Annotated in this window: 23 protein-coding genes; 4 read left to right on the top strand and 19 right to left on the bottom strand. The window is 73.4% G+C overall.

Features of this window, described 5'->3' with window-relative positions:
- Positions 1-303: 303 nt before the first annotated feature.
- A complete protein-coding gene (locus ACH4SE_RS08665; protein WP_398542569.1) occupies positions 304-1932 on the top strand; it encodes an allophanate hydrolase in 1629 nt (542 codons plus the stop codon).
- 388 nt (positions 1933-2320) lie between these two features.
- Positions 2321-2884 (top strand): hypothetical protein, encoded by a 564-nt coding sequence (locus ACH4SE_RS08670; protein ID WP_398542570.1) that lies wholly within the window; start codon positions 2321-2323, stop codon positions 2882-2884.
- An 8-nt stretch (positions 2885-2892) separates the two neighbouring features.
- Here the strand turns inward: ACH4SE_RS08670 and ACH4SE_RS08675 are convergent, their stop codons facing one another.
- The 12 genes from ACH4SE_RS08675 to ACH4SE_RS08730 all read right to left on the bottom strand — a co-directional run bounded on the left by ACH4SE_RS08675 (position 2893) and on the right by ACH4SE_RS08730 (position 15242).
- The gene (locus ACH4SE_RS08675) at positions 2893-5742 is read right to left on the bottom strand and encodes a DEAD/DEAH box helicase (RefSeq protein ID WP_398542571.1); all 2850 of its coding nucleotides are present in this window, start codon (positions 5740-5742) and stop codon (positions 2893-2895) included.
- A 100-nt stretch (positions 5743-5842) separates the two neighbouring features.
- Entirely contained in the window at positions 5843-6730 is an 888-nt protein-coding gene (locus ACH4SE_RS08680; protein ID WP_398542572.1) for a diacylglycerol kinase, read from the bottom strand.
- Between the two features lie 64 nt (positions 6731-6794).
- Entirely contained in the window at positions 6795-7739 is a 945-nt protein-coding gene (gene tatC, locus ACH4SE_RS08685) for a twin-arginine translocase subunit TatC (RefSeq protein WP_398542573.1), read from the bottom strand.
- 155 nt (positions 7740-7894) lie between these two features.
- Positions 7895-8173, bottom strand: a complete 279-nt coding sequence (gene tatA, locus ACH4SE_RS08690) for a Sec-independent protein translocase subunit TatA (protein WP_031515138.1) — start codon at positions 8171-8173, stop codon at positions 7895-7897.
- Positions 8174-8433: 260 nt separating this feature from the next.
- Positions 8434-8637, bottom strand: coding sequence for a hypothetical protein (locus ACH4SE_RS08695; protein WP_398542574.1), 204 nt, complete (start codon positions 8635-8637; stop codon positions 8434-8436).
- 11 nt (positions 8638-8648) lie between these two features.
- Positions 8649-8894 (bottom strand): hypothetical protein, encoded by a 246-nt coding sequence (locus tag ACH4SE_RS08700; protein ID WP_398542575.1) that lies wholly within the window; start codon positions 8892-8894, stop codon positions 8649-8651.
- Between the two features lie 8 nt (positions 8895-8902).
- The gene (locus tag ACH4SE_RS08705; protein ID WP_398542576.1) at positions 8903-9859 is read right to left on the bottom strand and encodes a helix-turn-helix transcriptional regulator; all 957 of its coding nucleotides are present in this window, start codon (positions 9857-9859) and stop codon (positions 8903-8905) included.
- A gap of 24 nt (positions 9860-9883) precedes the next feature.
- The gene (locus ACH4SE_RS08710; protein WP_398542577.1) at positions 9884-10822 is read right to left on the bottom strand and encodes a helix-turn-helix transcriptional regulator; all 939 of its coding nucleotides are present in this window, start codon (positions 10820-10822) and stop codon (positions 9884-9886) included.
- 149 nt (positions 10823-10971) lie between these two features.
- Positions 10972-11343 (bottom strand): FKBP-type peptidyl-prolyl cis-trans isomerase, encoded by a 372-nt coding sequence (locus ACH4SE_RS08715; RefSeq protein ID WP_398542578.1) that lies wholly within the window; start codon positions 11341-11343, stop codon positions 10972-10974.
- Positions 11344-11455: 112 nt separating this feature from the next.
- Positions 11456-12454: an FKBP-type peptidyl-prolyl cis-trans isomerase gene (locus ACH4SE_RS08720; protein ID WP_398542579.1), complete on the bottom strand. Its 999-nt coding sequence runs from the start codon at positions 12452-12454 to the stop codon at positions 11456-11458.
- A gap of 163 nt (positions 12455-12617) precedes the next feature.
- Entirely contained in the window at positions 12618-13979 is a 1362-nt protein-coding gene (gene pafA, locus ACH4SE_RS08725) for a Pup--protein ligase (protein ID WP_398542580.1), read from the bottom strand.
- Positions 13980-13988: 9 nt separating this feature from the next.
- A complete protein-coding gene (locus ACH4SE_RS08730) occupies positions 13989-15242 on the bottom strand; it encodes an MFS transporter (RefSeq protein ID WP_398542581.1) in 1254 nt (417 codons plus the stop codon).
- A 301-nt stretch (positions 15243-15543) separates the two neighbouring features.
- Here ACH4SE_RS08730 and ACH4SE_RS08735 point away from each other — a divergent pair, with 301 nt between their 5' ends.
- Entirely contained in the window at positions 15544-16521 is a 978-nt protein-coding gene (locus ACH4SE_RS08735) for a LacI family DNA-binding transcriptional regulator (RefSeq protein ID WP_398542688.1), read from the top strand.
- Positions 16522-16579: 58 nt separating this feature from the next.
- On the opposite strand, the gene prcA is transcribed toward ACH4SE_RS08735, so the two are convergent.
- The 5 genes from prcA to arc all read right to left on the bottom strand — a co-directional run bounded on the left by prcA (position 16580) and on the right by arc (position 22162).
- Entirely contained in the window at positions 16580-17365 is a 786-nt protein-coding gene (gene prcA / locus ACH4SE_RS08740) for a proteasome subunit alpha (RefSeq protein ID WP_398542582.1), read from the bottom strand.
- A 65-nt stretch (positions 17366-17430) separates the two neighbouring features.
- Positions 17431-18276 (bottom strand): proteasome subunit beta, encoded by an 846-nt coding sequence (prcB, locus tag ACH4SE_RS08745; protein WP_398542583.1) that lies wholly within the window; start codon positions 18274-18276, stop codon positions 17431-17433.
- A gap of 108 nt (positions 18277-18384) precedes the next feature.
- Positions 18385-18603 (bottom strand): ubiquitin-like protein Pup, encoded by a 219-nt coding sequence (locus ACH4SE_RS08750; RefSeq protein ID WP_398542584.1) that lies wholly within the window; start codon positions 18601-18603, stop codon positions 18385-18387.
- Positions 18604-18788: 185 nt separating this feature from the next.
- Positions 18789-20300: a depupylase/deamidase Dop gene (gene dop / locus ACH4SE_RS08755; protein WP_398542585.1), complete on the bottom strand. Its 1512-nt coding sequence runs from the start codon at positions 20298-20300 to the stop codon at positions 18789-18791.
- Positions 20301-20395: 95 nt separating this feature from the next.
- The gene (arc, locus tag ACH4SE_RS08760) at positions 20396-22162 is read right to left on the bottom strand and encodes a proteasome ATPase (RefSeq protein ID WP_398542586.1); all 1767 of its coding nucleotides are present in this window, start codon (positions 22160-22162) and stop codon (positions 20396-20398) included.
- A 241-nt stretch (positions 22163-22403) separates the two neighbouring features.
- On the opposite strand from arc, the gene ACH4SE_RS08765 reads away from it, so the two are divergent.
- Positions 22404-22694: a ferredoxin gene (locus ACH4SE_RS08765; RefSeq protein WP_398542587.1), complete on the top strand. Its 291-nt coding sequence runs from the start codon at positions 22404-22406 to the stop codon at positions 22692-22694.
- A gap of 35 nt (positions 22695-22729) precedes the next feature.
- Here the strand turns inward: ACH4SE_RS08765 and ACH4SE_RS08770 are convergent, their stop codons facing one another.
- Together ACH4SE_RS08770 and ACH4SE_RS08775 are read right to left on the bottom strand one after the other, a co-directional pair.
- A complete protein-coding gene (locus ACH4SE_RS08770) occupies positions 22730-23329 on the bottom strand; it encodes a hypothetical protein (RefSeq protein WP_398542588.1) in 600 nt (199 codons plus the stop codon).
- Between the two features lie 180 nt (positions 23330-23509).
- Positions 23510-24418 carry a tRNA (adenine-N1)-methyltransferase gene (locus ACH4SE_RS08775; RefSeq protein ID WP_398542589.1) on the bottom strand — a complete coding sequence of 303 codons (909 nt, stop codon included), beginning with the start codon at positions 24416-24418 and terminating at the stop codon, positions 23510-23512.
- Positions 24419-24466: the final 48 nt, after the last annotated feature.

Here is a 24466-nt window from a genome sequence, read left to right on the forward strand (position 1 = left end):
CCCCCGCCCTCCGGGCCGCCGCGTGCGGTGGCCCCGGGGCCTTCCCCCCGCGGAGGCCGGGCGCGCGGTTCCCCGCGCCCCGGGTGCGCCCCCGTCCGGCGCGGTGAGGTCACGGGCAGGGAAGGCGGTTCCGGGGCCGCGGGAAACCGCGTGCCCGGCCCCCACCGCGCGGGAGACCGCGGTAACCGCCGCGGGCAGCAGCCCGCGGCACGAGGAGCGCGAGGAACCGCGCGGCGGGTTCGGCACCCGCCGGGCGGCCGCGGCACCCGCCGCGTGAGGCAGCCGGAGTGAGAGGGGCCACGAATGGGCAGGGCGCAGGCGCGCGTCGCGGCGGCGTATCAGCAGATGGAGCGGGCCGGCAGGGCGGACGTGTGGATCGCGCTGCGGCCGCAGGAGGAGGCCGCGGCCGACGCGCGGGAGGTGGACGCCCGGGCCGCCGCAGGGGCCCCGCTCCCGCTGGCCGGCACGCTGCTCGCCGTCAAGGGCAACATCGACGTCGCCGGGCTCCCCACCACCGCCGGCTGCCCCTCGTACGCCTACGTGCCGGAGCGCGACGCGCCCGCGGTGGCGGCCCTGCGCGCGGCCGGCGCGATCGTGCTCGGCTCCACGAACATGGACCAGTTCGCCACCGGCCTGGTCGGCACCCGCAGCCCGTACGGGGCGGTGGCCAGCGTGCCGGCGCCGGAACGGGTCGGCGGCGGGTCGAGTTCGGGATCGGCCGCCGCCGTCGCGCTCGGCTTCGCCGACATCGCGCTGGGCACCGACACCGCGGGTTCGGGCCGCGTCCCGGCCGCCTTCCAGGGCATCGTGGGCCTCAAGCCGACGCCCGGCCTGGTGCCGACGGACGGCGTGGTCCCGGCGGTGGCGAGCCTCGACTGCGTGAGCGTCTTCGCCCGTACGCTGCCGGAGGCCCGCCGTGCCCTCGCGCTGCTGGCGAGCCCGGTGCCGCCGCCGCGCCGCCCGGGCCCGTGGCGGGTCGCAGTCGCGCGCCCGGAGCAGCTCGGCGAGCTGGACGACGGCTGGGCGGCCGCGTACGAGGCGGCCGCCGGCCGGCTCGCGGCGGCCGGCGCCGCACTGCGGACGATCGACCTGGCGCCCTTCAGCGAGACGGCGGAGCTGCTGTACGGCGGGGCGTTCGTCGCGGAGCGCTACGCCGCGGTGGGCGCGTTCGTGGAGCGCGGCGGCGCGGACCTCGATCCGACGGTGGCCGGCATCGTCCGCGCGGCCCGCGACATCCCCGCGCACCGCCTCGTCGCGGACCGCGAGCGGCTCGCGGTACTGCGCGTCCGCGCGGCGGCGGAGCTGAACGGGTGCGACGCGCTGCTGCTCCCGACCACGCCGGGCCACCCGACGCTCGCGGAGGTCGCCGCCGACCCGGTCGGCGCCAACACCCGGCTCGGCCGCTTCACCAACTCGGCGAATCTGCTCGGCCTGTGCGCGGCCGCGGTGCCGGGCGGCACGGTGGAGGGCCGGCCGTTCGGGGTGATGCTGCTGGGGCCGGCGGGCGCCGACGACCGGGTCGCGGAGATCGCCGCGCTGCTGCAGCCGCCGGTGCGGCTCGCGGTGGTGGGCGCGCACCTGTCCGGCCAGCCGCTGAATCCGCAGCTGCTCGCGCTGGGCGCCCGGCTCGCGGGCACGACCGCCACGGCGCCCGCCTACCGGCTGTACGCGCTGGACACCGTGCCGCCCAAGCCGGGCCTGGTACGGGTCGCGGAGGGCGGCGCGGCCGTGGAGGCCGAGGTGTGGGAGCTGTCCCCGGCGGCCCTCGGCTCCCTCACCGCCGCCCTCCCCCGCCCGATGGCCCTGGGCCGGGTGACGCTGCACGACGGCACCGAGGCGACCGGTTTCCTCTGCGAACCCGCCGCCCTCGCCGACGCCGCGGACATCACCGCCCACGGCGGCTGGCGCGCCTACCTGTCCCGTACACCCTGAGCCCGCGCCCGCCCACGGCCGCCGGCGCACTCACCTGCCCCGTACGCCCTGAGCCGCCCCCACCCGCGCACCCGCCCGCGCCGCCACCGCGGACACCACCGCCCACCGCGGCCGGCGCACCCACCTGCCCCGTACGCCCTGAGCCCGCGCCCGCCCCCACCCCCGCACCCGCCGCGCCGCCACGGCAGCGGCGGGCAACGTCCCCCGGCGCGGGGGCGGGAGGCCGTGCGGCGCCGGGCCGAGGCCCGGGTACGCCGGGGCCCCCGGCGCGCCGGACCGCACCGGGCCCGCGGCCCGCAGCCGGTCCCGCGACCTGTGCTGCGGGCCGTGCCCGCCGCGTCCGTACACTGGCGCGCACCACAGGACACGGGGAGAGGACACCCGCCTCATGCGTCACCGCACCGCACTCACCGCTGTCGCGCTCGGCGCGGCGCTCGCCGTCACCGCGCTCGGCGGATGCTCGTCGGACTCGTCCGGCACGACGTCCGACGACGCGAAGGCCGACTCGACGGCGACGCCCTCCGCGTCGGGCGGGAGCAGCGCGCCCGCGGCGAGCAGCAGCCCGCCCGCGAAGCCCGCACGGAAGGTCTCGGGGCACCTGGACTACACCGGAGCCGCCACGGGCGGGGCGGACTTCTCCGGCGGGGTGCTGTGCGAGGTCAAGAACGGCAAGCTCATCGGGGTGACGACGCCGGACGTGCTGGCGAAGAAGCAGGTCTTCCCGTCCTTCATCGCCACGACCGCCGACAGCCCCACGCAGGTGGCCCTCTTCAACACCCCGGACGGCACGTCGTACTCGGGTCGGGTGCCGAAGTCGCAGGGCGTGAGCGCGCACAAATCGGGCGGCACCTGGACGGTGACCGTCGACGGCCTGCAGATCGCGAAGGACTACAGCGGCGCGGGTGCAGTGGTGACCCTCAAGGGCTCCCTGACCTGCACCCGCGTGAGCTGAGCGCCGCCTCAGCCCACCGAGGAGTACGCCACGACCCCCCGCAGGAGGCCGTCCACGGCCTTGCGGGCGGTCCGCCGGACAGGGCTGCCCTCCGGGGCGGCCTCGCTGATCTGGCCCAGGACGTCGATGAGCTGCTTGCACCAGCGCACGAAGTCGCCCGCGGGCATGTCGGCGTCGCCGAGCACGGCGTCCAGGCCGTGGCCGGAGGCCCAGCGGTAGGCCGGCCACGCGAAGCCGAGGTCGGGCTCACGCTGGCCGACGCCCTCGGTCTGGTTGATCCGGTGGTCCTCCTCCAGCGCGTCGAGGCGGCCCCAGATACGGACCATCTCGCCGAGCGCGGCCCGCGCGGCACCGCTGGGCAGCTTGGGCGCGGCCGCGTCGTCGGCCTGCCGGGACTCGTAGACGAGGGCGGAGGCGCACGCGGCCAGCTCCGCCGGATTCAGCCCGTCCCACACCCCGTCCCGCAGGCACTCGCTGGCCAGCAGGTCCAGCTCGCCGTACAGGCGGGCCAGCCGGCGGCCCTCCGGGGTCACCGTTTCCCCGTCGGCGCCCTGCAGATAGCCCAGCTCGGAGAGCACCGCGCACACCCGGTCGAAGGTGCGGGCGATGGTGTTGGTGCGGCCCTCGATGCGGCGCTCCAGCTGCTGGGTGTCGCGGCGCAGCCGGTGGTAGCGCTCGGCCCAGCGGGCGTGGTCCTCGCGTTGGTCGCAGCCGTGGCAGGGGTGCGCGCGGATCGCGGCGCGCAGCCGCATGATCTCGGTGTCGTCGGCGGCGGCCGAGCGGTCCTTGCGGCGGTGGTGCGGCGGGGCCGCCCAGCCGGCCGTGCCGGCCTTGCTGCGCATCGCCGAGGCGAGGTCGCGGCGGGACTGGGGGCTGCGCGGGTTGAAGGACTTGGGGATCCGCATGCGGTCCAGCGCCTCGACGGGCACCGGGAAGTCCAGCTGCGCGAGCCGCTTGACCTGCCGTTCTGCGGTGAGCACCAGCGGGCGCGGCCCGTCGTGGTGGACGCCGTCGCGCGGGATGTGCCCGGAGGCGCGGACGCCCGGGATACCGGGCTCCAGCACCAAGGCGAGCCCGGCGTACTTCCCGGCGGGGACATGGATGATGTCGCCGGGCTTGAGCTTCTCCAGCGCCTCGGTCGCCGCGGCCCGGCGCAGCGCGGCGCCCTGCCGCGACAGGTGCGCCTCGCGGTCCTTGAGCTCGCGGCGCAGCGCCATGTACTCGTCGAAGTCGCCGAGGTGGCAGGTCATCGACTCCTTGTAGCCGTCGAGGCCCTCCTCGTTGCGCTGCACCTGCCGGGAGATGCCGACGACGGAGCGGTCGGCCTGGAACTGCGCGAAGGACGTCTCCAGCAGCTCCCGCGAGCGGTGCCGCCCGAACTGCCCGACCAGGTTGACGGCCATGTTGTACGACGGCTTGAAGGACGACCGCAGCGGGTACGTGCGCGTGCCGGCCAGGCCCGCGACGGCCCCGGGGTCGAAGCCGCGCTGCCACAGCACCACGGCGTGGCCCTCGACGTCGATGCCGCGCCGCCCGGCACGCCCGGTGAGCTGGGTGTACTCGCCGGGGGTGATGTCGGCGTGCATCTCGCCGTTCCACTTCACGAGCTTTTCCAGCACCACCGAGCGGGCCGGCATGTTGATGCCGAGCGCGAGCGTCTCGGTGGCGAAGACGGCCTTGACCAGACCGGCGGTGAAGAGCTCCTCGACGACTTCCTTGAAGGCCGGCAGCATGCCCGCGTGGTGGGCGGCGATACCGCGCTCCAGGCCCTCCAGCCACTCGAAGTAGCCGAGGACGTGCAGATCCTCGTCGGGGATGGAGCGGGTCCGCTCCTCGACGACCGCCCGGACCCGGGCGCGGGCCTCGTCGTTGTTGAGCCGCAGCCCGGCGTACAGGCACTGCTGGACGGCGGCCTCGCAGCCGGCCCGGCTGAAGATGAAGGTGATGGCGGGCAGCAGGCCCTCGGAGTCGAGCTTGTCGATGACCTCGGCGCGGCTGGGCGTCCAGACCCGGCTGCGGGCACGCCGCTCCCGCTCGCGGTCGGCCTCGCGGCCGCGCTTGGCGCGCGGGTGGTAGGTGCGCTGGTTCTCCATGCGGGCGAGGCGCTCGAGGTCGGCGTTGACCTCGCGGCGGCCGCGGGCGTCGGTGGCGCCGGCCTTCTCCTCGAAGAGGTCGTACATCCGGCGGCCGGCCAGCACGTGCTGCCACAGCGGGACGGGGCGGTGCTCGGAGACGATGACCCGGGTGTCGCCGCGCACGGTGTCGAGCCAGTCGCCGAACTCCTCGGCGTTGGACACCGTCGCGGACAGCGACACGAGCGTCACGGACTGCGGGAGGTGGATGATCACCTCTTCCCACACCGCGCCGCGGAAGCGGTCGGAGAGGTAGTGCACCTCGTCCATGACGACGTAGCCGAGGCCGTCGAGTGCTGCGGAGCCCGCGTAGAGCATGTTGCGCAGCACCTCGGTGGTCATGACGATCACCGGTGCGTCGCCGTTGACGCTGTTGTCGCCGGTGAGCAGGCCCACCTTGTCCGTGCCGTAGCGCCGGGCCAGGTCGTTGTACTTCTGGTTGGAGAGCGCCTTGATCGGGGTGGTGTAGAAGCACTTGCGGCCCTCGGCGAGGGCGAGGTGGACGGCGAACTCGCCGACGATGGTCTTGCCGGAGCCGGTGGGGGCGGCGACGAGGACACCGCTGCCCGCCTCCAGCGCCTCGCAGGCCTCTATCTGGAACGGGTCGAGGCCGAAGTCGTACAGCTCGCGGAACTGCGCGAGTGCGGTGGTGTTCTCCACGGCACGGCGGCGGCTCGCGGCATAGCGCTCGGCAGGCGACATCTCGTCGGACTTCTCGTCTGTCATCTCGCTCCTGAGCCTACCCAACGGGACCGACACACCGCGTGATCTTTATCTCCGGCGGAGCACGCCTGCCCGCCGGCGGGACGGAGGGGACGCCAGTGGCTCAGACCAGCAGCCGCAGGGCGCCCGGCACGGTCTCGGCGTGGAGGGGCAGCGGGCCGATGCGCTCCCCGTCCGCGTACGCGGTGACGTCGTCGGCGGCGAGCCGCACGCGGGCGGCCCGGTGCACGGTGACGACCGGGTGGCGGGGGTGCTTGCCGCTGTAGACCAGCGGGAAGACCCGCAGCAGGGTGCGCCGGGTGCAGGGGCCGACGACGCACACGTCGAAGAGCCCGTCGTCCATCACCGCGTCCGCGCACATCCGCATGCCGCCGCCGTACGAGGAGCCGTTGCCGACCGCGACGAGGGTGGCGTCCAGCTCGCGCTCGGGGGCGTCGTCGAACTGCACGCGGTAGCGGATGGGGCGCAGCGCGGCCAGCTCGGCGAGCATCGCCACGTCGTAGCGGAAGCGGCCGCGGGGCCAGCTCATCCGGTTGCCGCGGTCGTTGACGCGCGAGTCGAAACCGGTGGCCATGACGGTGCAGAACCAGCGCTCACCGGCACGCCCCAGATCGACCGGGCGGCTGCGGCCCTCGGTCAGCGCCGCGGCGACGACGGCGCCGGCGGCGGCCGGGTCGCGCACGGGCAGACCGCTGACCCGGGCGAAGTCGTTGCCGGTACCGGCGGCGACCACGCCGAGCGGGGTCCCGGTGCCGGCGACGGCCTGGAGGGCGAGCGAGACCATGCCGTCGCCGCCGACCGCGACGAGCGCGCCGGTGCCGCCGTCGACGGCCTTGCGGGCCTGGTCAAGGGCGTCGGCGGCGTCGGAGCCGACAACGGTGCGGACGGCCAGACCCGCCGAGCGCAGCGCCTCGGCGGCGGGCCTGGCGGCCCTGGCGCCTCTGCCGCGGCCGGAGGTCGGGTTGACGAGAAGGGTGATGTCGCCGGTCACGGGCGGACCCTACCCCGTATCACCGCTCCGGCGGTACGGGCCGGGCCTTTCGGGAAAGCGCCGGTCAGGTGGCGTCGTCGTAGCCGTTGCCGCGGCCGGCGCCGCTGTCGCCGTCCTCGTCGTCGAGCGGCTCCACGGAGCCGACCTGCTCGGGGATGTGGTCCAGGCTGGAGGCCTCGTCCGGGTCGAGCCCGAAGTCCGGGTCGGCGGCGCGGCGGCGGGCCCGGCGCGAGTCGTTGAAGAAGCACACGCCGACCGCCAGGAAGTACAGCAGCACGATGGGCGCGGCCAGCAGGCACATGGTGAGCGGGTCGCCGGTGGGCGTGGCGACGGCGGCGAAGACGGTGATGCCGATCACCATGGCGCGCCACCAGCCGAGCATCCGCCTGCCGGTGACGAGGCCGGTGAAGTTCATCGCGACGAGCGCGAGCGGCAGCTCGAAGGCGAGGCCGAAGACGATGACCAGCCGGACGACGAGGTCGAGGAAGTCGTCGAGCGGCAGCAGGTTGGTGGTGTCCTCCGGCACGAAGCCGATCATGATCCGCGCGGTCTGCGGCAGGATCTCGTACGCCAGGACGGCACCGCCGAGGAAGAGCGGCACACCGGCGGCGACGAAGCCCAGCGTGTAGCGCTTCTCGTTCTTGTGCAGGCCCGGGGCGAGGAAGCCCCACAGCTGGTAGAGCCAGACCGGGGAGGAGCCGACCACGCCCACCATCAGCGAGACCTTCAGCGCGATGGAGAAACCGCCCATCAGACCGCTGACGGTCATCAGGGCGCAGGGCTCGCTGTCCTTGCTGCCCGCCGAGCTGCCGTCGACGCAGCGGGCGCCGTCCGGGATGCGCTGCTGGAGCAGGTGGATGATGTCCTTGTAGAAGAACGCGGCCACGACGGTGACGGCGATGACCGCGAGCACGGACTTGAACAGCCGGTTGCGCAGCTCTCGCAGGTGGTCCGCGAGCGGCATCCGCCCCTCGGGGTCCTTTTGCTGCTTGCGGGCAGTCTTGAGCACCCACGTCCTCGTCTCGTGCGGCAGCCGTCGGCGGTGCTTCTCGGCTTGGTCGTTCGGCTTGGTCGTTCGCTGTCCGGCCCGGCGGGCCCGGCCGCGGGGGCGGGGCGGACGGGCGTCCGGTGCGCCGGCCGGACGGGCCCGGCGCCGCCGGACGGTCAGCCGGTGGTCGTGGTGCGGTCCTCGACCGGGCGGGCGCTGGCGGTGTCGCCGGGCGCGGCCTGGATGGTCTTCGGGGCCGCCTGCTCCTGGGCCGCGGTGCCGGGCTGCGCGGCGGGAGTCGGGTCGTCGTTCTTCATCGCCTTGGCCTCGCTCTTGAGGATGCGGGCCGACTTGCCGAGCGACCTGGCCATGTCGGGCAGCTTCTTGGCGCCGAAGAGCAGGACGACGACGAGAAGGATCAGTAGGAGCTCAAGGGGCTTGAGGTTGCCGAGCATGATTCGTCTACCTTCTCACCGGGGGCGGCGTGGTCCGTGCGGTACGTCCTTGCGGTGGCCGTTGGCCGTACGGTACGCCCCGGTCTCCCGGTCCTCCGGCCATCACCCACGCAAGGATCGTAGCGTGCGGTGGTGAACGCCGGAATGTCTGCCGGGGTCCACCAGGTTGCGACCGCACCGGGACCGTGCCTGATCAGCGGGCCCGGACCGGCGTTCGGCCGCCGGCTCAGCGTACCTTCACGCAGGCGCCCGCGGCAGGCTCAGCGGCGGGTCATCTCGCCCGCGGTCCTGGCCAGCGGGGCGGCGGCGCGCTGCAGCCGCTCGCCCGCTGCGCCCAGCGCCTCGCCGCTGGCGGCCACCTGGGCGGCCAGCTCCCCCACCGCCCGGAAGACCCGGGCGGCGAACACCGCGAGGACCAGCAGGCCCGCGGCCGCCAGGCCGATGCTCAGAAAGATCCACCACATGGCCCGGCAGCCTACCCCTGCAGCCGCATGGTCCTGACGCCCCCGACGGTCAGCAGCTCCACGATCCGCTCCCCGGCCGGCTTGCGCACGGCCTCGCCGCATCCGGGACAGGTGAAGGAGTAGAAGGTGGTGCGCGCGCTGGCCCCGATGGCCAGCCGCAGGGCGTCGGCGGTGATCTCGAAGCTGGTCCGGCAGTGCGGGCAGCCGGCCCGGAAGACCGCGGCACCGGCCTCCGGCGGCGGGCAGCCGACCGTCATGGGCGCGCCTACTCCCCGTATCCGGCGAGGGCGCGTACGGCCGCGTCGCGCGCGTCGGCGGCGAGTTCGGCGGGTGCCACGATCCGCCCGTCGCGGCCCAGCCGCAGCGCGAGGCGGCGCAGCGACCCGGGGTCGGGGGTGCGCAGGGTGATGCGCAGCCCGCCGTCCGGCAGCTCCTCCGCGCTGTCGTGCGGGTAGTACTCGGCGACCCAGCGCCCGCCCGGCCCCACCTCGACGACGACCTCGGGGTCGTCGCCGGCCGGCTGCACGAGCCCCTGCGACAGGTCGCGCGGCTCCAGCCGGGGCGGGTCGGACGGCTCGTCCAGCAGCCGGATCTCGGCGACCCGGTCCAGCCGGAAGGTGCGCCGGTCCTCGGACAGCCGGCACCAGCCCTCGACGTAGGTGTGGCCCACTGCGAACAGCCGGATCGGGTCGACCTCGCGCTCGGTCAGCGCGTCGCGGGCCGGGGAGTAGTAGCGCATCCACAGCCGGCGCCGCTCGGTCAGCGCGCGGTCCACGGTGGCGAAGACGCTGCCCTCGGACTCGAAGGTCACCGACAGCCGGGCGCTGCCGCCGGCCGCCTCACCCGCGGCGGCCTCCAGCTTGGCTCCGGCCCGCAGCAGGGCCTGCCGGTCGCTGTCCCGCAGCCCGGGCAGGTTGGCGACCGCGCGCGCGGCGACCAGCAGGGCTGTCGCCTCGTCGGCGGCCAGCCGCAGCGGCTGCGCCACGTCGTCGGCGGTGCCGGGGTTGTGCCACCAGATCTGCTCGCCGTCGGTGTCGATGTCGAGCAGGTCGCCGCCGCGGAAGCTGGTGCCGCACAGCGGCAGCACGTTCAGGTCGCCGATCAGCTCGGCCTCGGTCACGCCGAAGGCGCGCGCCACCTCGTCCACCCGGGCGCCGGGCCGCTCGCGCAGGTACGTCACCAGGGACAGCATCCTGCGGGTCTGGTCGATCGCGTTGCTCATGCCGCCGTCTCCCCTCAGCCCTCGTCAGCCCTTGGCCACCGCGCGCAGCCGGTCCAGCACCTCGGAGCGCAGCTCCTCGGGTGCCAGCACGACCACGTCGGGCCCGAATTCGGCGAGCCAGGCGTCCAGCCCGTGCCCGTAGGGGACCTCCAGCTCGTCCCACTCCGCGTCGACCGGGGTCAGGACCACCGCGCGGGCCCGCAGCGGGTAGCCGCTGTCGCGGCGCAGCCGGATGGTGGCGGTGGCCGTCGCGCCCTCGCCCGCCCAGCGCTCCACGGCCGCGCGGACGTCGACGTGCGCGGGCACCTCGGCGGTGAAGCGGCCGCGGGTCCTGACCTTCCCGCTGATCCGGGACAGCCGGAAGACCCGTACGGCGCCGCGGTCGCGGTCGTGGCCCGCCATGTACCAGTGGCCGCGCCAGCACTCCAGCGCCCACGGCTCGACGAGCCGCGGCTCGGGGCGTACGGCGTTGGCCTTGCGGTAGTCGAAGGCGACCGCGCGGCGCTCGCGGGTGGCGAGCATCAGCGCCTCGAAGGCCGGCTCGGGCGTGGGGATCCGCGGTTCGAGCGCGCTGTGCGCGTCCTCGTAGGGCACCCCGGCCGCGCGCAGCTTCTGCAGTGCGCCGCTGGCGGCCTCGGCGAGCCGGGCCTGCTGCCAGACCTTCGCGGCCAGCGCGAGGGCGGCGGCCTCCTCGGGGTCGAGGGCGATGTCGGGCAGCCGGTTGCGGTCGCGGCGGGCGAGGTAGCCGAACTCGCCGTCCAGGTTCTCGACGGTGTCGATGAGCAGGCCCAGCTCGCGCAGGTCGTCCTTGTCCCGCTCGAACATCCGGTTGAAGGCGTCGTCCGAGGTCACCTCGTGGTAGGCCTCGATGGAGGCGCGCAGCTCGCGCTTGCTGACCGGACGGCGGGTGTTCATCAGGCACAGGGCCAGGTTCATCAGCCGCTCGGCTTTGGCGATCGCCACCGCCACCCCCTTCTGTCTCGTCCGCGTCCCACGGCGTCGGCCGCCGCCCGGATGTCCTCCCGCACCGTACCGTGCGCGGGTTGCGTGCAGGTCCGGGCCCGTCCCCCGCGCACGCGCGGGGGACGGGCCCTCCGTCCGCGGGACCTGCGTCAGACCGAGACCAGGTCGCAGACGAAGATCAGCGTCTCGCCCGGCTTGATCGCGGCGCCGGCACCCTGGTCGCCGTACGCCAGGTGCGCGGGGATGGTCAGCTGGCGGCGGCCGCCGACCTTCATGCCCTGCACCCCGCGGTCCCAGCCGGGGATGACCTGGCCGACACCGAGCTGGAAGCGCAGCGGCGCGCCGCGGTTCCAGCTCGCGTCGAACTCCTCGCCGGTGGAGAAGGCGACGCCGACGTAGTGGACCGCGACCTGGGCGCCGGCCTCGGCGACGGGGCCGTCGCCCTCCCAGATGTCCTTGATCTCCAGGTCGGCCGGCGGCTCGCCGCCCGGGAAGTCGATCTCGGGCTTCTCGATGTTCACGTCCGTGCTCCTTGTGCGGTTGCGGGCAACCTGGACAGTCTCGCAGAGTCCGGTCGGCAGCGTCCGGAGGGCCTGTGGACGGCGGCGGCGAGGCCGGCGGCGGGGCCCCGGGTCAGAGCACCGCGATGATGTCGACGGTGAAGACCAGCGTGGAGTTGGCCGGGATCGACTGCTGCGCCTGGGCGCCGTAGGCCTGGTCCGGCGGGGTGACCAGCACCACCCGGCTGCCGACCTTCTTGCCCGTCAGGCCCTTCGTCCAGCCGGGGATGACACCGGTCAGCGGGAAGTCGGTGAGCTGCTTGCGGGAGTAGCTGGAGTCGAACTCCTTGCCGCCGTCCCACAGCACGCCCTTGTACTGCACCAGCAGCGTGTCGCTGTCCTTGACGGTGGCGCCGTCGCCCTCGATGACGTAGTTGGACACCAGCTTGGTGGGCGCCTTCCCCTTGGGCACGGTGATCGACGGTGCCAGGCCGTCGACGTTGGTGCCGACCTTCGGGAGGTTGGCGTCGCCCTGGGTGACGAGCTTGCCCTTGGCCGACGAGCGGCCGTTCCACACGTCGAGGACGTCCACGACGAAGACCAGCGTGTCCGTGCCGGCGATGCCCGCCTGGGCGTTGCCGGAGCTGCCGTAGCCGAGGGCCGGGGGGATGCTCAGCATGACCCGGCTGTTCGCCTTGGCACCGATCAGCCCCTGGTCCCAGCCGGGGATGACCTTCTGCGCACCGATCTGGGTGGCGTACGGCTTCTTCCCGAACGAGGTGTCGAAGACCTTCGCGGACTTCCAGATCTGGCCCAGGTAGTTCACCCGGATGTAGTCGCCCGAGGCGACCGCGGGACCGGTGCCCTCGATGACCGTCTTGACGGCGAGGTCCTTCGACGGGGTCTCGGTGCCCTTCGCGACGGTCGGCTTCATGTTGAAGGCGGTGCCCGCGGTGATCGCGGGCATCGGTCCGGAGGCCGTCTTCGGGGTGGGGTCGGCGGACGCGCTGGGCGTGCCCGAGGCCGAGGGCGACGTGGAGGCCCCGGAGTCGCTCTTGCCGGAGTCTTTACCGCAGCCGGCGGCGGTGAGCATGAGCGCGGGTACGGCGAGCAGGACGGAGCGTCGGCGCACGGGATCCTCGTTCGGGTTCGGGGGCGGGGGCTTTCGGTCGTGCGCCCCACACCCTACGGCGTGCCACAGGCCCCGTACGAGTTCCGTACGGGGCCTGTGGGCCTGCTGTGCAGGTGTTCCGCCGCCGCTGCCCCGGTGGCGCGGGCGCGCCGGGCCCGCGGTCCTACATCCCGGCGATCAGCTTCTCCACCCGGTCGTCGACCGACCGGAAGGGGTCCTTGCACAGCACGGTGCGCTGCGCCTGGTCGTTGAGCTTCAGATGCACCCAGTCGACGGTGAAGTCGCGGCGCTGCTCCTGGGCGCGGCGGATGAAGTCGCCGCGCAGCCGGGCCCTGGTGGTCTGCGGCGGCACGGACTTGGCCTCGAAGATCCGCAGGTCGTTGCAGACCCGGGCGGCCTGGCCCTTGCGCTCCAGCAGGTAGTACAGCCCGCGCCGGCGGTGGATGTCGTGGTAGGCGAGGTCTATCTGGGCGACCCGCGGGTGCGACATGGAGATGTTGTCCCGGGTCCGGTACCGCTCGATGAGCTGGTACTTCATGACCCAGTCGATCTCGGTGCCGATCCGGCCCAGGTCGCCGCTGCCGATGGACTCCAGCGCCCGGCCCCACAGCTCCAGCACCTGTTCGATGACGCCGTTGCGGATGCCGCGGCGCTCGCAGAACTCCACGGCCTTGGAGAAGTACTCCTCCTGGATCTCCAGCGCCGACGCCTCCCGCCCGGAGGCCAGGCGCACCTTGCGGCGTCCCGTTATGTCGTGGCTGACCTCGCGGATGGCCCGGATCGGGTTCTCCAGGGTCAGGTCGCGCATCACCGTCCCGGCCTCGATCATCCGCAGCACCAGGTCGGTCGCGCCGACCTTGAGCAGCATCGTGGTCTCCGACATGTTGGAGTCGCCGACGATGACGTGCAGCCTGCGGTAGCGCTCGGCGTCGGCGTGCGGCTCGTCGCGGGTGTTGATGATCGGCCGGGAGCGGGTGGTGGCCGAGCTGACCCCCTCCCAGATGTGCTCGGCGCGCTGGCTCACGCAGAAGACGGCGCCGCGCGGGGTCTGGAGGACCTTGCCCGCGCCGCACAGCAGCTGCCGCGTCACCAGGAAGGGAATCAGGATGTCGGCCAGCCGGGAGAATTCGCCGTGCCTGGCCACCAGGTAATTCTCGTGGCATCCGTAGGAGTTGCCGGCCGAGTCGGTGTTGTTCTTGAAGAGGTAGACGTCCCCGGCGATGCCCTCTTCGTGCAGCCGGCGTTCGGCGTCGACGAGAAGGCCTTCCAGGATCCGTTCACCGGCCTTGTCGTGCGTGACGAGTTCGGTGACGTTGTCGCACTCGGGAGTGGCGTACTCCGGGTGCGAGCCGACGTCGAGGTAGAGGCGGGCGCCGTTGCGGAGGAAAACATTGCTGCTCCGGCCCCATGACACGACACGGCGGAAGAGGTACCGCGCCACCTCGTCAGGGGACAGGCGGCGCTGTCCCCTGAACGTGCACGTGACGCCGTACTCGTTCTCCAGCCCGAAAATGCGGCGGTCCATGTCTGAACATTACGCCTGATGCGTGGAGCTGAAACGGGGTTCGACGGCACGATTTGGATCTTTTTCCGGCCGGGTTTCGAGGTTTGCCGGTGTCAGGAATCCGCCGGTGGCCAGCAGTACGGCGGTGGCGGCAACGCAGCCCGCCGCCGTCACGGCGAATCCGCCCGCCGCGCCGCCGTGCTGGGCCGCCGCGCCCGCGGCCGCGGTGCCCAGCGCGCCGCCGACGCCGACCGCCGTCACCACCCACGAGAAGGCCTCGGTCACGGTGCCCGCCGGCGCGTGCCGGTCGACCACCACGAAGCCGCAGGCCAGCGCCGGGGCGAGGAAGAAGCCGGAGAGCGCGGCGAGCGGCAGCATCCAGGACACGCCGGGGGCCGCGAGCAGCGGCAGGTAGCACGCGGCGAGCGCCACCGCGAGGATGCGCAGCCGCCGCTCCGGGGTGCCCGGCCAGTCCCGCGCGCCGTACGCGACACCGCCGGCCAGCGCGCCCACGCCGTTGGCCGCCAGCACGTAGGAGGCCGTGCCGGCGCCGCCGTGGGCGTCGCCGTACGCGACCGCGGCCGGGGCGAGGGCGCCCAGCGCGATGCCGAGGAAGAAGAAGGCGCCCAGCAGCACCACCAGCCGCGGCGAGCGCAGGGCGCCCAGCCAGTGCGCCTCGCGTCCGGCGGCCCGCCAGCGGCGCGAGGGCGGGGAGGTGACGACCACGAGGGTGCCCGCCACGCCCAGCAGCCCGGTCGCCACCAGCGCGGCGGCCTGCGAGGCGACCGCCACCAGGAGCGTCACCAGCAGCGGCCCGACGACGAACATCACCTCCTGGGCGGCCGCGTCCAGCGCGTACGCCCGCTGCACCCGCTCCGGACTGCCGCCCAGGACGCCCGGCCACAGCGCGCGCAGCCCGCCCTCCAGCGGCGGCGTCGCCACCCCGGCGAGCACCACGGCGGCCACGGCGAGCGGCAACGGGTCCGGCCCCGTCGCCGCGAGCAGCGCGAAGCCGGCCGCCGACAGCAGCGCCGCCCCCGCCATCACCCGCGGCTGCCCCCGTGTGTCGACCGCGCGCCCGAGCAGCGGCTGCCCCACGGCCACCGCGCAGCCGTACCCGGCCGACAGGGCGCCCGCGAGACCGTAGCCCGCGCCCTCGTGCCGCAGGAAGAGCAGCACCGCGAGCGCGGCCATCGCGTTGGGCAGCCGCCCCAGCAGCGTCCCGCCGAGCAGCCGCGCCGCGTGCGGTGTCCGCAGCAGCTCCCCGTACCCGGCGCCGCCCATGCCCGCCCCTTCCACCCGAGTGTTACGTATAACGACCGCCCCCATACGTACCATGGCGCCAGCCGCCGGTCCATCCGCCCGGCCCCGCGAACGGAGCCCGCCCGTGCACGACCCCGCCACCCCGCCGGCCTCCGCCCACGATCCGCAGGACCCCGCCGGTCACGGCGCGGGCGCTGCCGCGGGCAGGCCGGGCACGGGCGCGGGCCCGGCCGCACCGGCCGCGGGGCGGGGCGCGCCCCGCGGGGACGGGGCCGCCGGGCGCCGCGGGGCGGGGCAGGGGGCGCCGGTCACCTCGCGGGACGTGGCGCGCGCCGCCGGGGTGTCCCAGGCGACCGTGTCCCTCGTCCTCGGCGGGAAGTGGCGCGGCCGGGTCTCGGAGCGCACCGCCCAGGCCGTGCGCGACACCGCGGGCCGGCTCGGCTACCGGCCCAACCTCGCCGCCCGCAGCCTGCGGCTCGGCGCGACCAGGACCGCGATGCTCGTCGTCCCCGCCCTCACGCACGACTACTTCGCCCGCGTCTACGCCGGGGCGGCCCGCGCCGCCGCCGACCACGGTTTCGGCGTCGTGCTCTACCCCTCCCCCGCCGGTGTCGGTCCCGCCCGCGACCCCTTCGGATCCGCGCGCACCGCCATCGACGGCGTCATCGCCTCCTCCATGGCCGCCGACGCGCTCGCCGGCATCGGCGACGGGGGGCTGCCGCTGGTCATGCTCGACAGCGATCCCGGCGCGCCCGGCGGCCCGCCCACCGTCAACCTCGCCGTCGCCGACGGCATCCGCCAGGTCGTCCGGCACCTGCTCGCGCTCGGCCACCACCGGATCGCCCACCTCGCGGCGGACGTCGACACCTGGACCTTCCGGGCCCGCGCCCAGGCCGTCGCCGCCGAGCTCACCGCCGCGGGCGCACCGGCGGCGGTACGGCACCGCAGCGCGCTCGACGTCGACGCGGCGCGCGAGGCGGCGGTCCGCGCCCTCACCGCACCCGGCCCGCGGCCCACCGCACTGCTGTGCGACGACGACGTCCTCGCCGCCGGGGCCTGCAAGGGCGCCCGGACGCTCGGGCTCTCCGTACCGGCGGACGTGTCCGTGACCGGCTTCGACGACCTGGCCCTCGCGCGGGCGCTCGACCCCGAGCTCACGACCGTACGGCTGCCCGCCGAGGCGATCGGCGAGCACGGAATGCGGGCGCTGCTGGACGTCCTCGCGGGCCGCCCCGCCTCCGCGGTGGAGCTCCCGCTGACCCTCGTCCCCCGGGCCTCCTCGGCACCCCCGCCCGCGTAGGGGGCCGCCCGCGCTCCGGGCCGCCGCAGGTGGCAGCCCGGAGGTACGCCTCCGGGCGCTACGCGGTGGGCGGCGGCTCCTCCTCGCCCGAGGGGGCGTCCGGCTCGGCCTCGGCCTCGGCGTCGGGCTCGGCCTCGGACGCGGACGCCCCGTCGAGGAGCCGGGCCAGCTGCGGCCCGAGCACCCGCTTGAACTTCCGCTGCTGCGGCCGGGTGCGGTCCAGGACCGCCACCTCCAGCTGCTCGGCGGTGATCTGCCGGTCGCCGCCGGCCGCGTCGCGCTTGAGCGACTCAACGGCCAGCGCCAGCGCCTCCGCGAGGTTCATCCCGTCGCGGTGCCGCTGGTCGAGGTAGCTGCCGATCTGGTCGGAATTCCCGCCGACCGCGACGGCGCCGTGCTCGTCGACGATGGAGCCGTCGTGCGGGAGCCGGTAGATCTGGTCGTCCTCCGGCGCGGCGCCGACCTCCGCGACGATCAGCTCCACCTCGTAGGGCTTCTCGCCGACGCTGGAGAAGATCGTGCCGAGCGTCTGGGCGTAGACGTTGGCGAGGCCCCGGGCCGTCACGTCGGCCCGGTCGTAGGTGTATCCGCGCAGGTCGGCGTAGCGGACGCCACCGAGCCGCAGGTTCTCGAACTCGTTGTACTTGCCGACTGCCGCGAAGGCGATCCGGTCGTAGATCTCGCTGACCTTGTGCAGCGCACGGGACGGGTTCTCGGCGACGAAGACGATGCCGTCCGTGTACTGCAGCACCACCACGCTGCGGCCGCGCGCGATGCCCTTGCGGGCGTATTCGGCGCGGTCCGCCATGGCTTGCTGGGGTGAGACGTAAAAGGGCGTGGACACCGGCTAACCGTGCCTTTCTGCGGTCGGCGCTGGGAGCGCGCGGAGGGACGTCTGCTGCTTCGCGGTCACAGCACCGGGGCCTGGGGGCCGTCGGGGCGCTCCTGGCGGGCCTCGACCACCTCGCGGGCGATCGGGCCGACCTCGGAGTCCGGCAGCCAGCGGAAGCCCTCGTCCGTCATCACGGTGATGGTCGGGAAGATGCGCCGGGTCAGGTCGGGACCGCCGGTCGCCGAGTCCTCGTCCGCCGCGTCGTAGATCGCCTGGACGACGGCGGTGATCATCTGGCGTTCCGTCAGGTCGCTGCGGTAGAGCTTCTTCAGGGCGCCGCGGGCGTAGACGGAGCCGGAGCCGGTGGCCGCGAAGCCCAGCTCCTCGCTGCGGCCGCCGGTGACGTCGTAGGAGAAGATCCGGCCCCTGCCGCGGTCGGTGTCGTAGCCGGCGAAGATCGGGACGACGGCGAGGCCCTGCAGGGCCATGCTGAGGTTGCCGCGGATCATCGTGGACAGCCGGTTGGCCTTGCCCTCCAGGGAGAGCGTGGCGCCCTCGATCTTCTCGTAGTGCTCCAGCTCCAGCTGGAAGAGCTTGACCATCTCCACGGCGAGCCCCGCGGTGCCCGCGATGCCCACCGCCGAGTACTCGTCGGCCGGGAAGACCTTCTCCATGTCGCGCTGCGCGATCACGTTGCCCATCGTGGCCCGCCGGTCACCCGCGAGGATGACGCCCCCGTCGAAGACCGCGGACACGATCGTCGTCCCGTGCGGCAGCTCCACCGCCCCCTTGAGCGGCGGCAGCGCCCGGTTCCCCGGCAGCAGGCCGGGGGCGTGATCCCCCAGGAAGTCCAGGAAGGACGACGAGCCGGGGGTCAGGAAGGCGGCCGGCAGTCGCCCGGTGCTGCGAGTGTTGGCTTCCACGCGATTCCTTCCACACGATCTTGAGGTGGTACGGACACTACCCGCCGGTCCGGACATCCATCCGCCCCGCGGACCGGCAATACCGGTCGCGGGGCGGGGTGAGAACGGCTACTCGCCGCCCTTCTGGACGAAGGACCGCACGAAGTCCTCGGCGTTCTCCTCGAGCACGTCGTCGATCTCGTCGAGGACGGAGTCCACGTCGTTGGAGAGCTTCTCGTGGCGTTCCTTGAGGTCATCGGCGGCCTTGGTGTCCTCCTGGACCTCCTCGACCTCGTCCGTGGAACGCGTTGCCTTCTGCTGCCCGCCGTCGGTGTCCTTGGTTGCCATGTCCCTCACCCCGCTCGGTTGCGTGCCCTGCAAGATCCGACCCTACAAGGCGGCTCTGATCTTGGCTCTCGATTAGTCAACGTCCGAGTGCTACCCCGTTGATTCCCGGTTCTGACCCGTTTCAGCCGTACTTCGGCCGCCGGAGATCGGTCACCGCGGGCGGGCCCCGGCAACCGGCCGCCGGATCAGCCGCCGGACAGGATGCGGACCAGCTCCTCGGCCGTGCGGCAGCGGTCCAGGAGGTCCTTGACGTGCTCGCGGGTGCCGCGCAGTGGCTCCAGGGTGGGGACCCGCTGCAGGGAGTCACGGCCGGGGAGGTCGAAGATCACCGAGTCCCAGGACGCGGCGGCCACGTCGTCGGCGTACTGCTCCAGGCAGCGGCCGCGGAAGTACGCCCTGGTGTCCTCCGGCGGCTTGCCGACGGCACGGGCGGTCTCCTGCTCGTCCAGCAGCCGCTGGAAGCGCCCACGGGCGACCAGGCGGTTGTAGAGGCCCTTGTCGGGGCGTACGTCGGCGTACTGGAGGTCGACGAGCTGGAGCCGGGCTGCGTCCCAGCCGAGGCCGTCGCGGCGCCGGTAGCCCTCCAGGACCTCCAGCTTCGCGACCCAGTCCAGCTCGCGCGACAGGCTCATCGGGTCGCTCTCCAGCCGGTTCAGCACGTCCTCCCAGCGGGTCAGGACGTCCTTGGTCTGCGGGTCGGCGTCGGTGCCGTAGCGCTCCTCGGTGTACTTGCGGGCCAGCTCGTAGTACTCCATCTGGAGCTGTACGGCGGTGAGTGTCCGGCCGTTGCGGAGCGTGACGAGCTGGCGCAGGCCGGGGTCGTGGGAGACCTCGTGCAGGGTGCGGACGGGCTGGTCGACGGCGAGGTCGACCTTGATGAAGCCGTCCTCGATCATCGACAGGACCAGCGCGGTGGTGCCGAGCTTGAGGTAGGTGGAGATCTCGGAGAGGTTCGCGTCGCCGATGATCACGTGCAGCCGGCGGTACTTCTCGGCGTCGGAGTGCGGCTCGTCGCGGGTGTTGATGATGGGCCGTTTGAGGGTCGTCTCCAGACCGACCTCGACCTCGAAGTAGTCCGCCCGCTGGCTGAGCTGGAAGCCGTGCCCCTGGCCGTCCTGGCCGATGCCCACCCGCCCGGCGCCGGTGACGACCTGGCGGGAGACGAAGAAGGGGGTGAGGTGCCGGACGATGTCCGAGAACGGCGTCTCGCGCCGCATGAGGTAGTTCTCGTGGGTGCCGTAGGAGGCGCCCTTGTTGTCGGTGTTGTTCTTGTAGAGGTGGATCGGCTGGGCGCCGGGCAGCTGGGCGGCGCGCTCCGCCGCCTCGGCCATGATGCGCTCGCCCGCCTTGTCCCACAGCACCGCGTCGCGCGGGTTGGTGATCTCGGGGGACGAGTACTCCGGGTGCGCGTGGTCGACGTACAGCCGGGCACCGTTGGTGAGGATGACGTTGGCCAGGCCGATGTCCTCGTCGGTCAGCTGGCTGGTGTCCGCGGCGTCCCGGGCGAGGTCGAAGCCGCGGGCGTCCCGCAGCGGGTTCTCCTCCTCGAAGTCCCAGCGGGCGCGGCGCGCCCGGTGCATCGCCGCCGCGTACGCGTTGACGATCTGGGACGAGGTGAGCATGGCATTGGCATTGGGGTGGCCGGGGACGGAGATCCCGTACTCCGTCTCGATACCCATTACTCGCCGTACGGTCATGCGGCCCTCCTTGCCCGGCCCCGGCCCGTGCGGGCCGGGAAACACACACCGGCTGCGGGTACCCGCTGTCGGGACCCGCAGCCGGAGGGTAGTGCCTACAGATACTGTCCGGTGTTCGCCACGGTGTCGATGGAGCGTCCGGTGTCCGCGCCCTGCTTTCCGGTCACCAGGGTGCGGATGAACACGATCCGCTCGCCCTTCTTGCCGGAGATGCGGGCCCAGTCGTCGGGGTTGGTCGTGTTGGGCAGGTCCTCGTTCTCCTTGAACTCGTCCACGCAGGCGGCGAGCAGGTGGGAGACCCGCATCCCGCGCTGGTCGTGGTCGAGGAAGGCCTTGATCGCCATCTTCTTGGCCCGGTCCACGATGTTCTGGATCATGGCGCCGGAGTTGAAGTCCTTGAAGAACAGGACCTCCTTGTCACCGTTGGCGTAGGTGACCTCCAGGAAGCGGTTCTCCTCGGTCTCGGAGTACATCCGCTCGACGACCGACTGGATCATCGCGTCCACGGTGGCCGCGGGCGACCCGCCGTGCTCGGCGAGGTCGTCGGCGTGCAGCGGGAGGGTGTCCACCAGGTACTTCGAGAAGATGTCCTTGGCCGCCTCGGCGTCCGGGCGCTCGATCTTGATCTTCACGTCCAGCCTGCCGGGACGCAGGATGGCCGGGTCGATCATGTCCTCGCGGTTGGACGCGCCGATCACGATCACGTTCTCCAGGCCCTCGACGCCGTCGATCTCGGCGAGCAGCTGGGGGACGATCGTGTTCTCCACGTCGGAGCTGACGCCGCTGCCGCGGGTGCGGAAGAGCGACTCCATCTCGTCGAAGAAGACGATGACGGGCGTTCCCTCGCTGGCCTTCTCGCGGGCCCGCTGGAAGACCAGGCGGATCTGCCGCTCGGTCTCGCCGACGTACTTGTTGAGCAGCTCGGGGCCCTTGATGTTCAGGAAGTAGCTCTTGCCCTGCGGCCGGCCGGTGACCTCGGCGACCTTCTTGGCCAGCGAGTTGGCCACGGCCTTGGCGATGAGCGTCTTGCCGCAGCCGGGGGGACCGTAGAGCAGGACGCCCTTGGGCGGGCGCAGTTCGTACTCCTTGAACAGGTCGGCGTGCAGGTAGGGCAGCTCCACCGCGTCGCGGATCTGCTCGATCTGGTTGCCGAGGCCGCCGATCTGGCGGTAGTCGATGTCGGGGACCTCTTCGAGCACCAGCTCCTCGACCTCGCTCTTGGGCACGCGTTCGTACACGTACCCGGAGCGGGGTTCGAGCAGCAGGGCGTCCCCGGTGCGCAGGGTGCCGTCGAGGAGCGGTTCGGCGAGCCGGACCACGCGCTCCTCGTCGGTGTGGCCGATCACCAGGGCCCGCTCGCCGTCCTCCAGGATTTCCTTGAGGGTGACGATGTCGCCGATGCGCTCGAATTCCATGGCCTCGACCACGTTGAGCGCTTCGTTGAGCAGCAGTTCCTGGCCGCGCCGGAGCTCGTCGAGGTCGACGGACGGGCTGACGTTCACCCGGAGCTTGCGCCCGCCGGTGAAGATGTCCGCCGTGCCGTCGTCATTGGCCTGCAGGAAGACGCCGAAGCCGGCCGGCGGCTGCGCGAGCCGGTCGACCTCCTCCTTGAGGGCCACGATCTGGTCGCGGGCCTCCCGAAGGGTGCCCGCCAGCCGCTCGTTCTGCGCGGACACGCCGGACAGGTTGGTCTGCAGCTCGACGATCCGCTCCTCGAGAATCCTCGTGTGCCGCGGAGAGTCGGCGAGCTTGCGTCGCAGGACGGCGATCTCCTGCTCAAGAAAGGCGACCTCGCTCGTGGGGTCTTCCGAACCCCGAGCGGGTCGGCCGCCACGGTTGATGTCGTCGTCGTGGGCCGCCACGGTCCTCACCTCCTCCAAGGGGAGCTGGACGTTTCCAGACCCTACCTGGGCTGGTGGGGGTTGAAACCCCTAGATCACAAAGACGATCGCGGTGTGTCCGATCTTCACCCTTGCGCACGTCCCTCCGCCACTGAGATACCCACCGAGCACGCCCGGAAAGCAGCCGGTTGTATCGTCGATTCGGTCAACAGCCGGATGGGCCGGTTGCTTCCTGAACGACCAACGGCAGGGATGAGTTTCCGTGAGCAACGAGACGGCCGAGGCGCTCGAGGTCTGGATCGACCAGGACCTGTGCACCGGCGACGGGATCTGCGTGCAGTACGCGCCGGACGTGTTCGAGCTGGACATCGACGGTCTGGCCTACGTCAAGGACGCTGACGACGAGCTGGTCCAGACCCCAGGGGGCGCCGTACCCGTCCCGCTGCCGCTGCTGCGGGACGTGGCGGACTCCGCCCGGGAGTGCCCCGGCGACTGCATCCACGTGCGGCGCGTGGCGGACCGCGTCGAGGTGTACGGGCCCGACGCGGAGTAGCCCGTGCGGGCGCGCGGGGGGCCCGCCCCCGCGCGTCAGACGGCGTTCGGGGCGGGGCCGGGAAGGGCGACGTAGCGATCGCCGCGCCATTCCCAGGAGTACGTGCGGCTCATGTCGGGGCAGCACCGCGGGACGCTGTCGGAGGAGAAGCCCAGCACGGTCGCCCTGACGGTGCCGCCCTCCAGCCGGAAGTCCCGGACCTGCCGGTCGTCCTGCGGCCTGACCAGGGTGACGGCGATCTTCGGTGGCCCGCCGGGCCTGGCGGGGGCGGTGAGCACGTAGACGCCGCTGGGCGGGGTGCCGGTGTCGGAGTGGCAGCGGACGACGACCGCGGTCTCCGGCCGCCCGTCGCCGTCGAGGTCGCCCGACACGTGGCTGACGACGTCGGGCTCGGAGCCCGGGGCGCAGGTCAGCGGGTAGGTGGCGGCGAGCGGGTCGGGGGGCGCGACGGGGGCCGCGGGGCCGGCCGGGGCGGCCGGGGCGGCCGCGGTACGGGTGCGCGGCGAGGCGTCGGCGGGCTGGATGGCGGCCAGCGCGGCCACCACGGCACCGACCGCGGCGGCGGTGGTGATCCAGTGGACGCTCCGGGCGCGGGTGTGCGGGAGGTCCACGTCCTGACCTGCGGAGGGCTGCACTCGCCTGTCTCCCGGGGTCGCTCGGCGGGGGTTGCGGGCATCGTGCCACACATCACACCGGGCCGGTACGGCGGGGGCGGGTTGCGCCGTCCGGGGCAGTGGCCGGACGAGGCCGCCGGTCTGTCCGGAGCGGACAAACCGGCGGCGGTGTGCCGAAGTTGGCCGGAATTCGGCCTGTCCCTAGCTGTCGGAGCCGGATCCGGAGGAGCTGCCGGGCCCGGTGTAGTCCTCGCCGTAGGCGCCCTTGGCGGGGCGGCGGCGGCGCAGGGGCGGCTCGACGCCGTCCGCGAGGCGGCGGGCGGTGAGCAGGAAGCCGGTGTGGCCGATCATCCGGTGGTCGGGGCGGACGGCGAGGCCCTCGACGTGCCAGGTGCGCACCATGGTCTCCCAGGCGGCGGGCTCGTTGAAGCTGCCGTGCTCGCGGATCGACTCGACGGTGCGGGCGAGCTGCGTGGTGGTGGCCACGTAGGCGCACAGGATGCCGCCGGGCACCAGGGCCTTGGAGACCGCCTCCAGGCACTCCCAGGGGGCGAGCATGTCCAGGATGACGCGGTCGACCTCGGTGTCGGACAGGTTGTCCTGGAGGTCGCCCACGGTGAGCTGCCAGGCGGGGTGCGGACCGCCGAAGTAGCGCTCGACGTTCTGGGCGGCGATCTCGGCGAAGTCCGCGCGGCGCTCGTAGCTGTGCAGCATGCCGTGGTCGCCGACGGCGCGCAGCAGGAAGGTGCTCAGCGACCCCGATCCCACGCCGGCCTCGACGACCCGGGCGCCGGCGAAGATGTCGGCCATGGCCAGGATCTGCCCCGCGTCCTTGGGGTAGACCACGGCGGCTCCGCGGGGCATGGACAGGACGTAGTCGGGGAGGAGGGGGCGCAGCGCGAGGTACGCGACGTTTCCCGTGGTACGCACCACGCTGCCCTCGGGGGCGCCGATCAGCTCGTCGTGCGGGAAGGCGCCCTTGTGGGTGTGGAACTGCTTCCCGGCTTCGAGCGTGAAGGTGTAGTGGCGTCCCTTGGGGTCGGTGAGCTGGACCTGGTCCCCGACTCTGAAGGGCCCGCGACGGCGGGCGGCACCGGTCGGTTCGGACATGGGGATCACCTTATCGGGCTTTTCCCCCGCTCCCGACCGCCGGCGGAC

The organism is Streptomyces sp. NPDC020983 (assembly GCF_044333485.1).
Taxonomy (GTDB): domain Bacteria; phylum Actinomycetota; class Actinomycetes; order Streptomycetales; family Streptomycetaceae; genus Actinacidiphila.

What these genes read in the sequence shown, in the direction of transcription:
- ACH4SE_RS08665 (WP_398542569.1), top strand. Translation starts at nt 304, where the DNA reads ATGGGCAGGGCGCAGGCGCGCGTCGCGGCGGCGTATCAGCAGATGGAG.
- ACH4SE_RS08670 (WP_398542570.1), top strand. Translation starts at nt 2,321, where the DNA reads ATGCGTCACCGCACCGCACTCACCGCTGTCGCGCTCGGCGCGGCGCTC.
- ACH4SE_RS08675 (WP_398542571.1), bottom strand. Translation starts at nt 5,742, where the DNA reads ATGACAGACGAGAAGTCCGACGAGATGTCGCCTGCCGAGCGCTATGCC.
- tatA (WP_031515138.1), bottom strand. Translation starts at nt 8,173, where the DNA reads ATGCTCGGCAACCTCAAGCCCCTTGAGCTCCTACTGATCCTTCTCGTC.
- ACH4SE_RS08695 (WP_398542574.1), bottom strand. Translation starts at nt 8,637, where the DNA reads ATGTGGTGGATCTTTCTGAGCATCGGCCTGGCGGCCGCGGGCCTGCTG.
- ACH4SE_RS08700 (WP_398542575.1), bottom strand. Translation starts at nt 8,894, where the DNA reads ATGACGGTCGGCTGCCCGCCGCCGGAGGCCGGTGCCGCGGTCTTCCGG.
- ACH4SE_RS08705 (WP_398542576.1), bottom strand. Translation starts at nt 9,859, where the DNA reads ATGAGCAACGCGATCGACCAGACCCGCAGGATGCTGTCCCTGGTGACG.
- pafA (WP_398542580.1), bottom strand. Translation starts at nt 13,979, where the DNA reads ATGGACCGCCGCATTTTCGGGCTGGAGAACGAGTACGGCGTCACGTGC.
- ACH4SE_RS08730 (WP_398542581.1), bottom strand. Translation starts at nt 15,242, where the DNA reads ATGGGCGGCGCCGGGTACGGGGAGCTGCTGCGGACACCGCACGCGGCG.
- ACH4SE_RS08750 (WP_398542584.1), bottom strand. Translation starts at nt 18,603, where the DNA reads ATGGCAACCAAGGACACCGACGGCGGGCAGCAGAAGGCAACGCGTTCC.
- dop (WP_398542585.1), bottom strand. Translation starts at nt 20,300, where the DNA reads ATGACCGTACGGCGAGTAATGGGTATCGAGACGGAGTACGGGATCTCC.
- ACH4SE_RS08775 (WP_398542589.1), bottom strand. Translation starts at nt 24,418, where the DNA reads ATGTCCGAACCGACCGGTGCCGCCCGCCGTCGCGGGCCCTTCAGAGTC.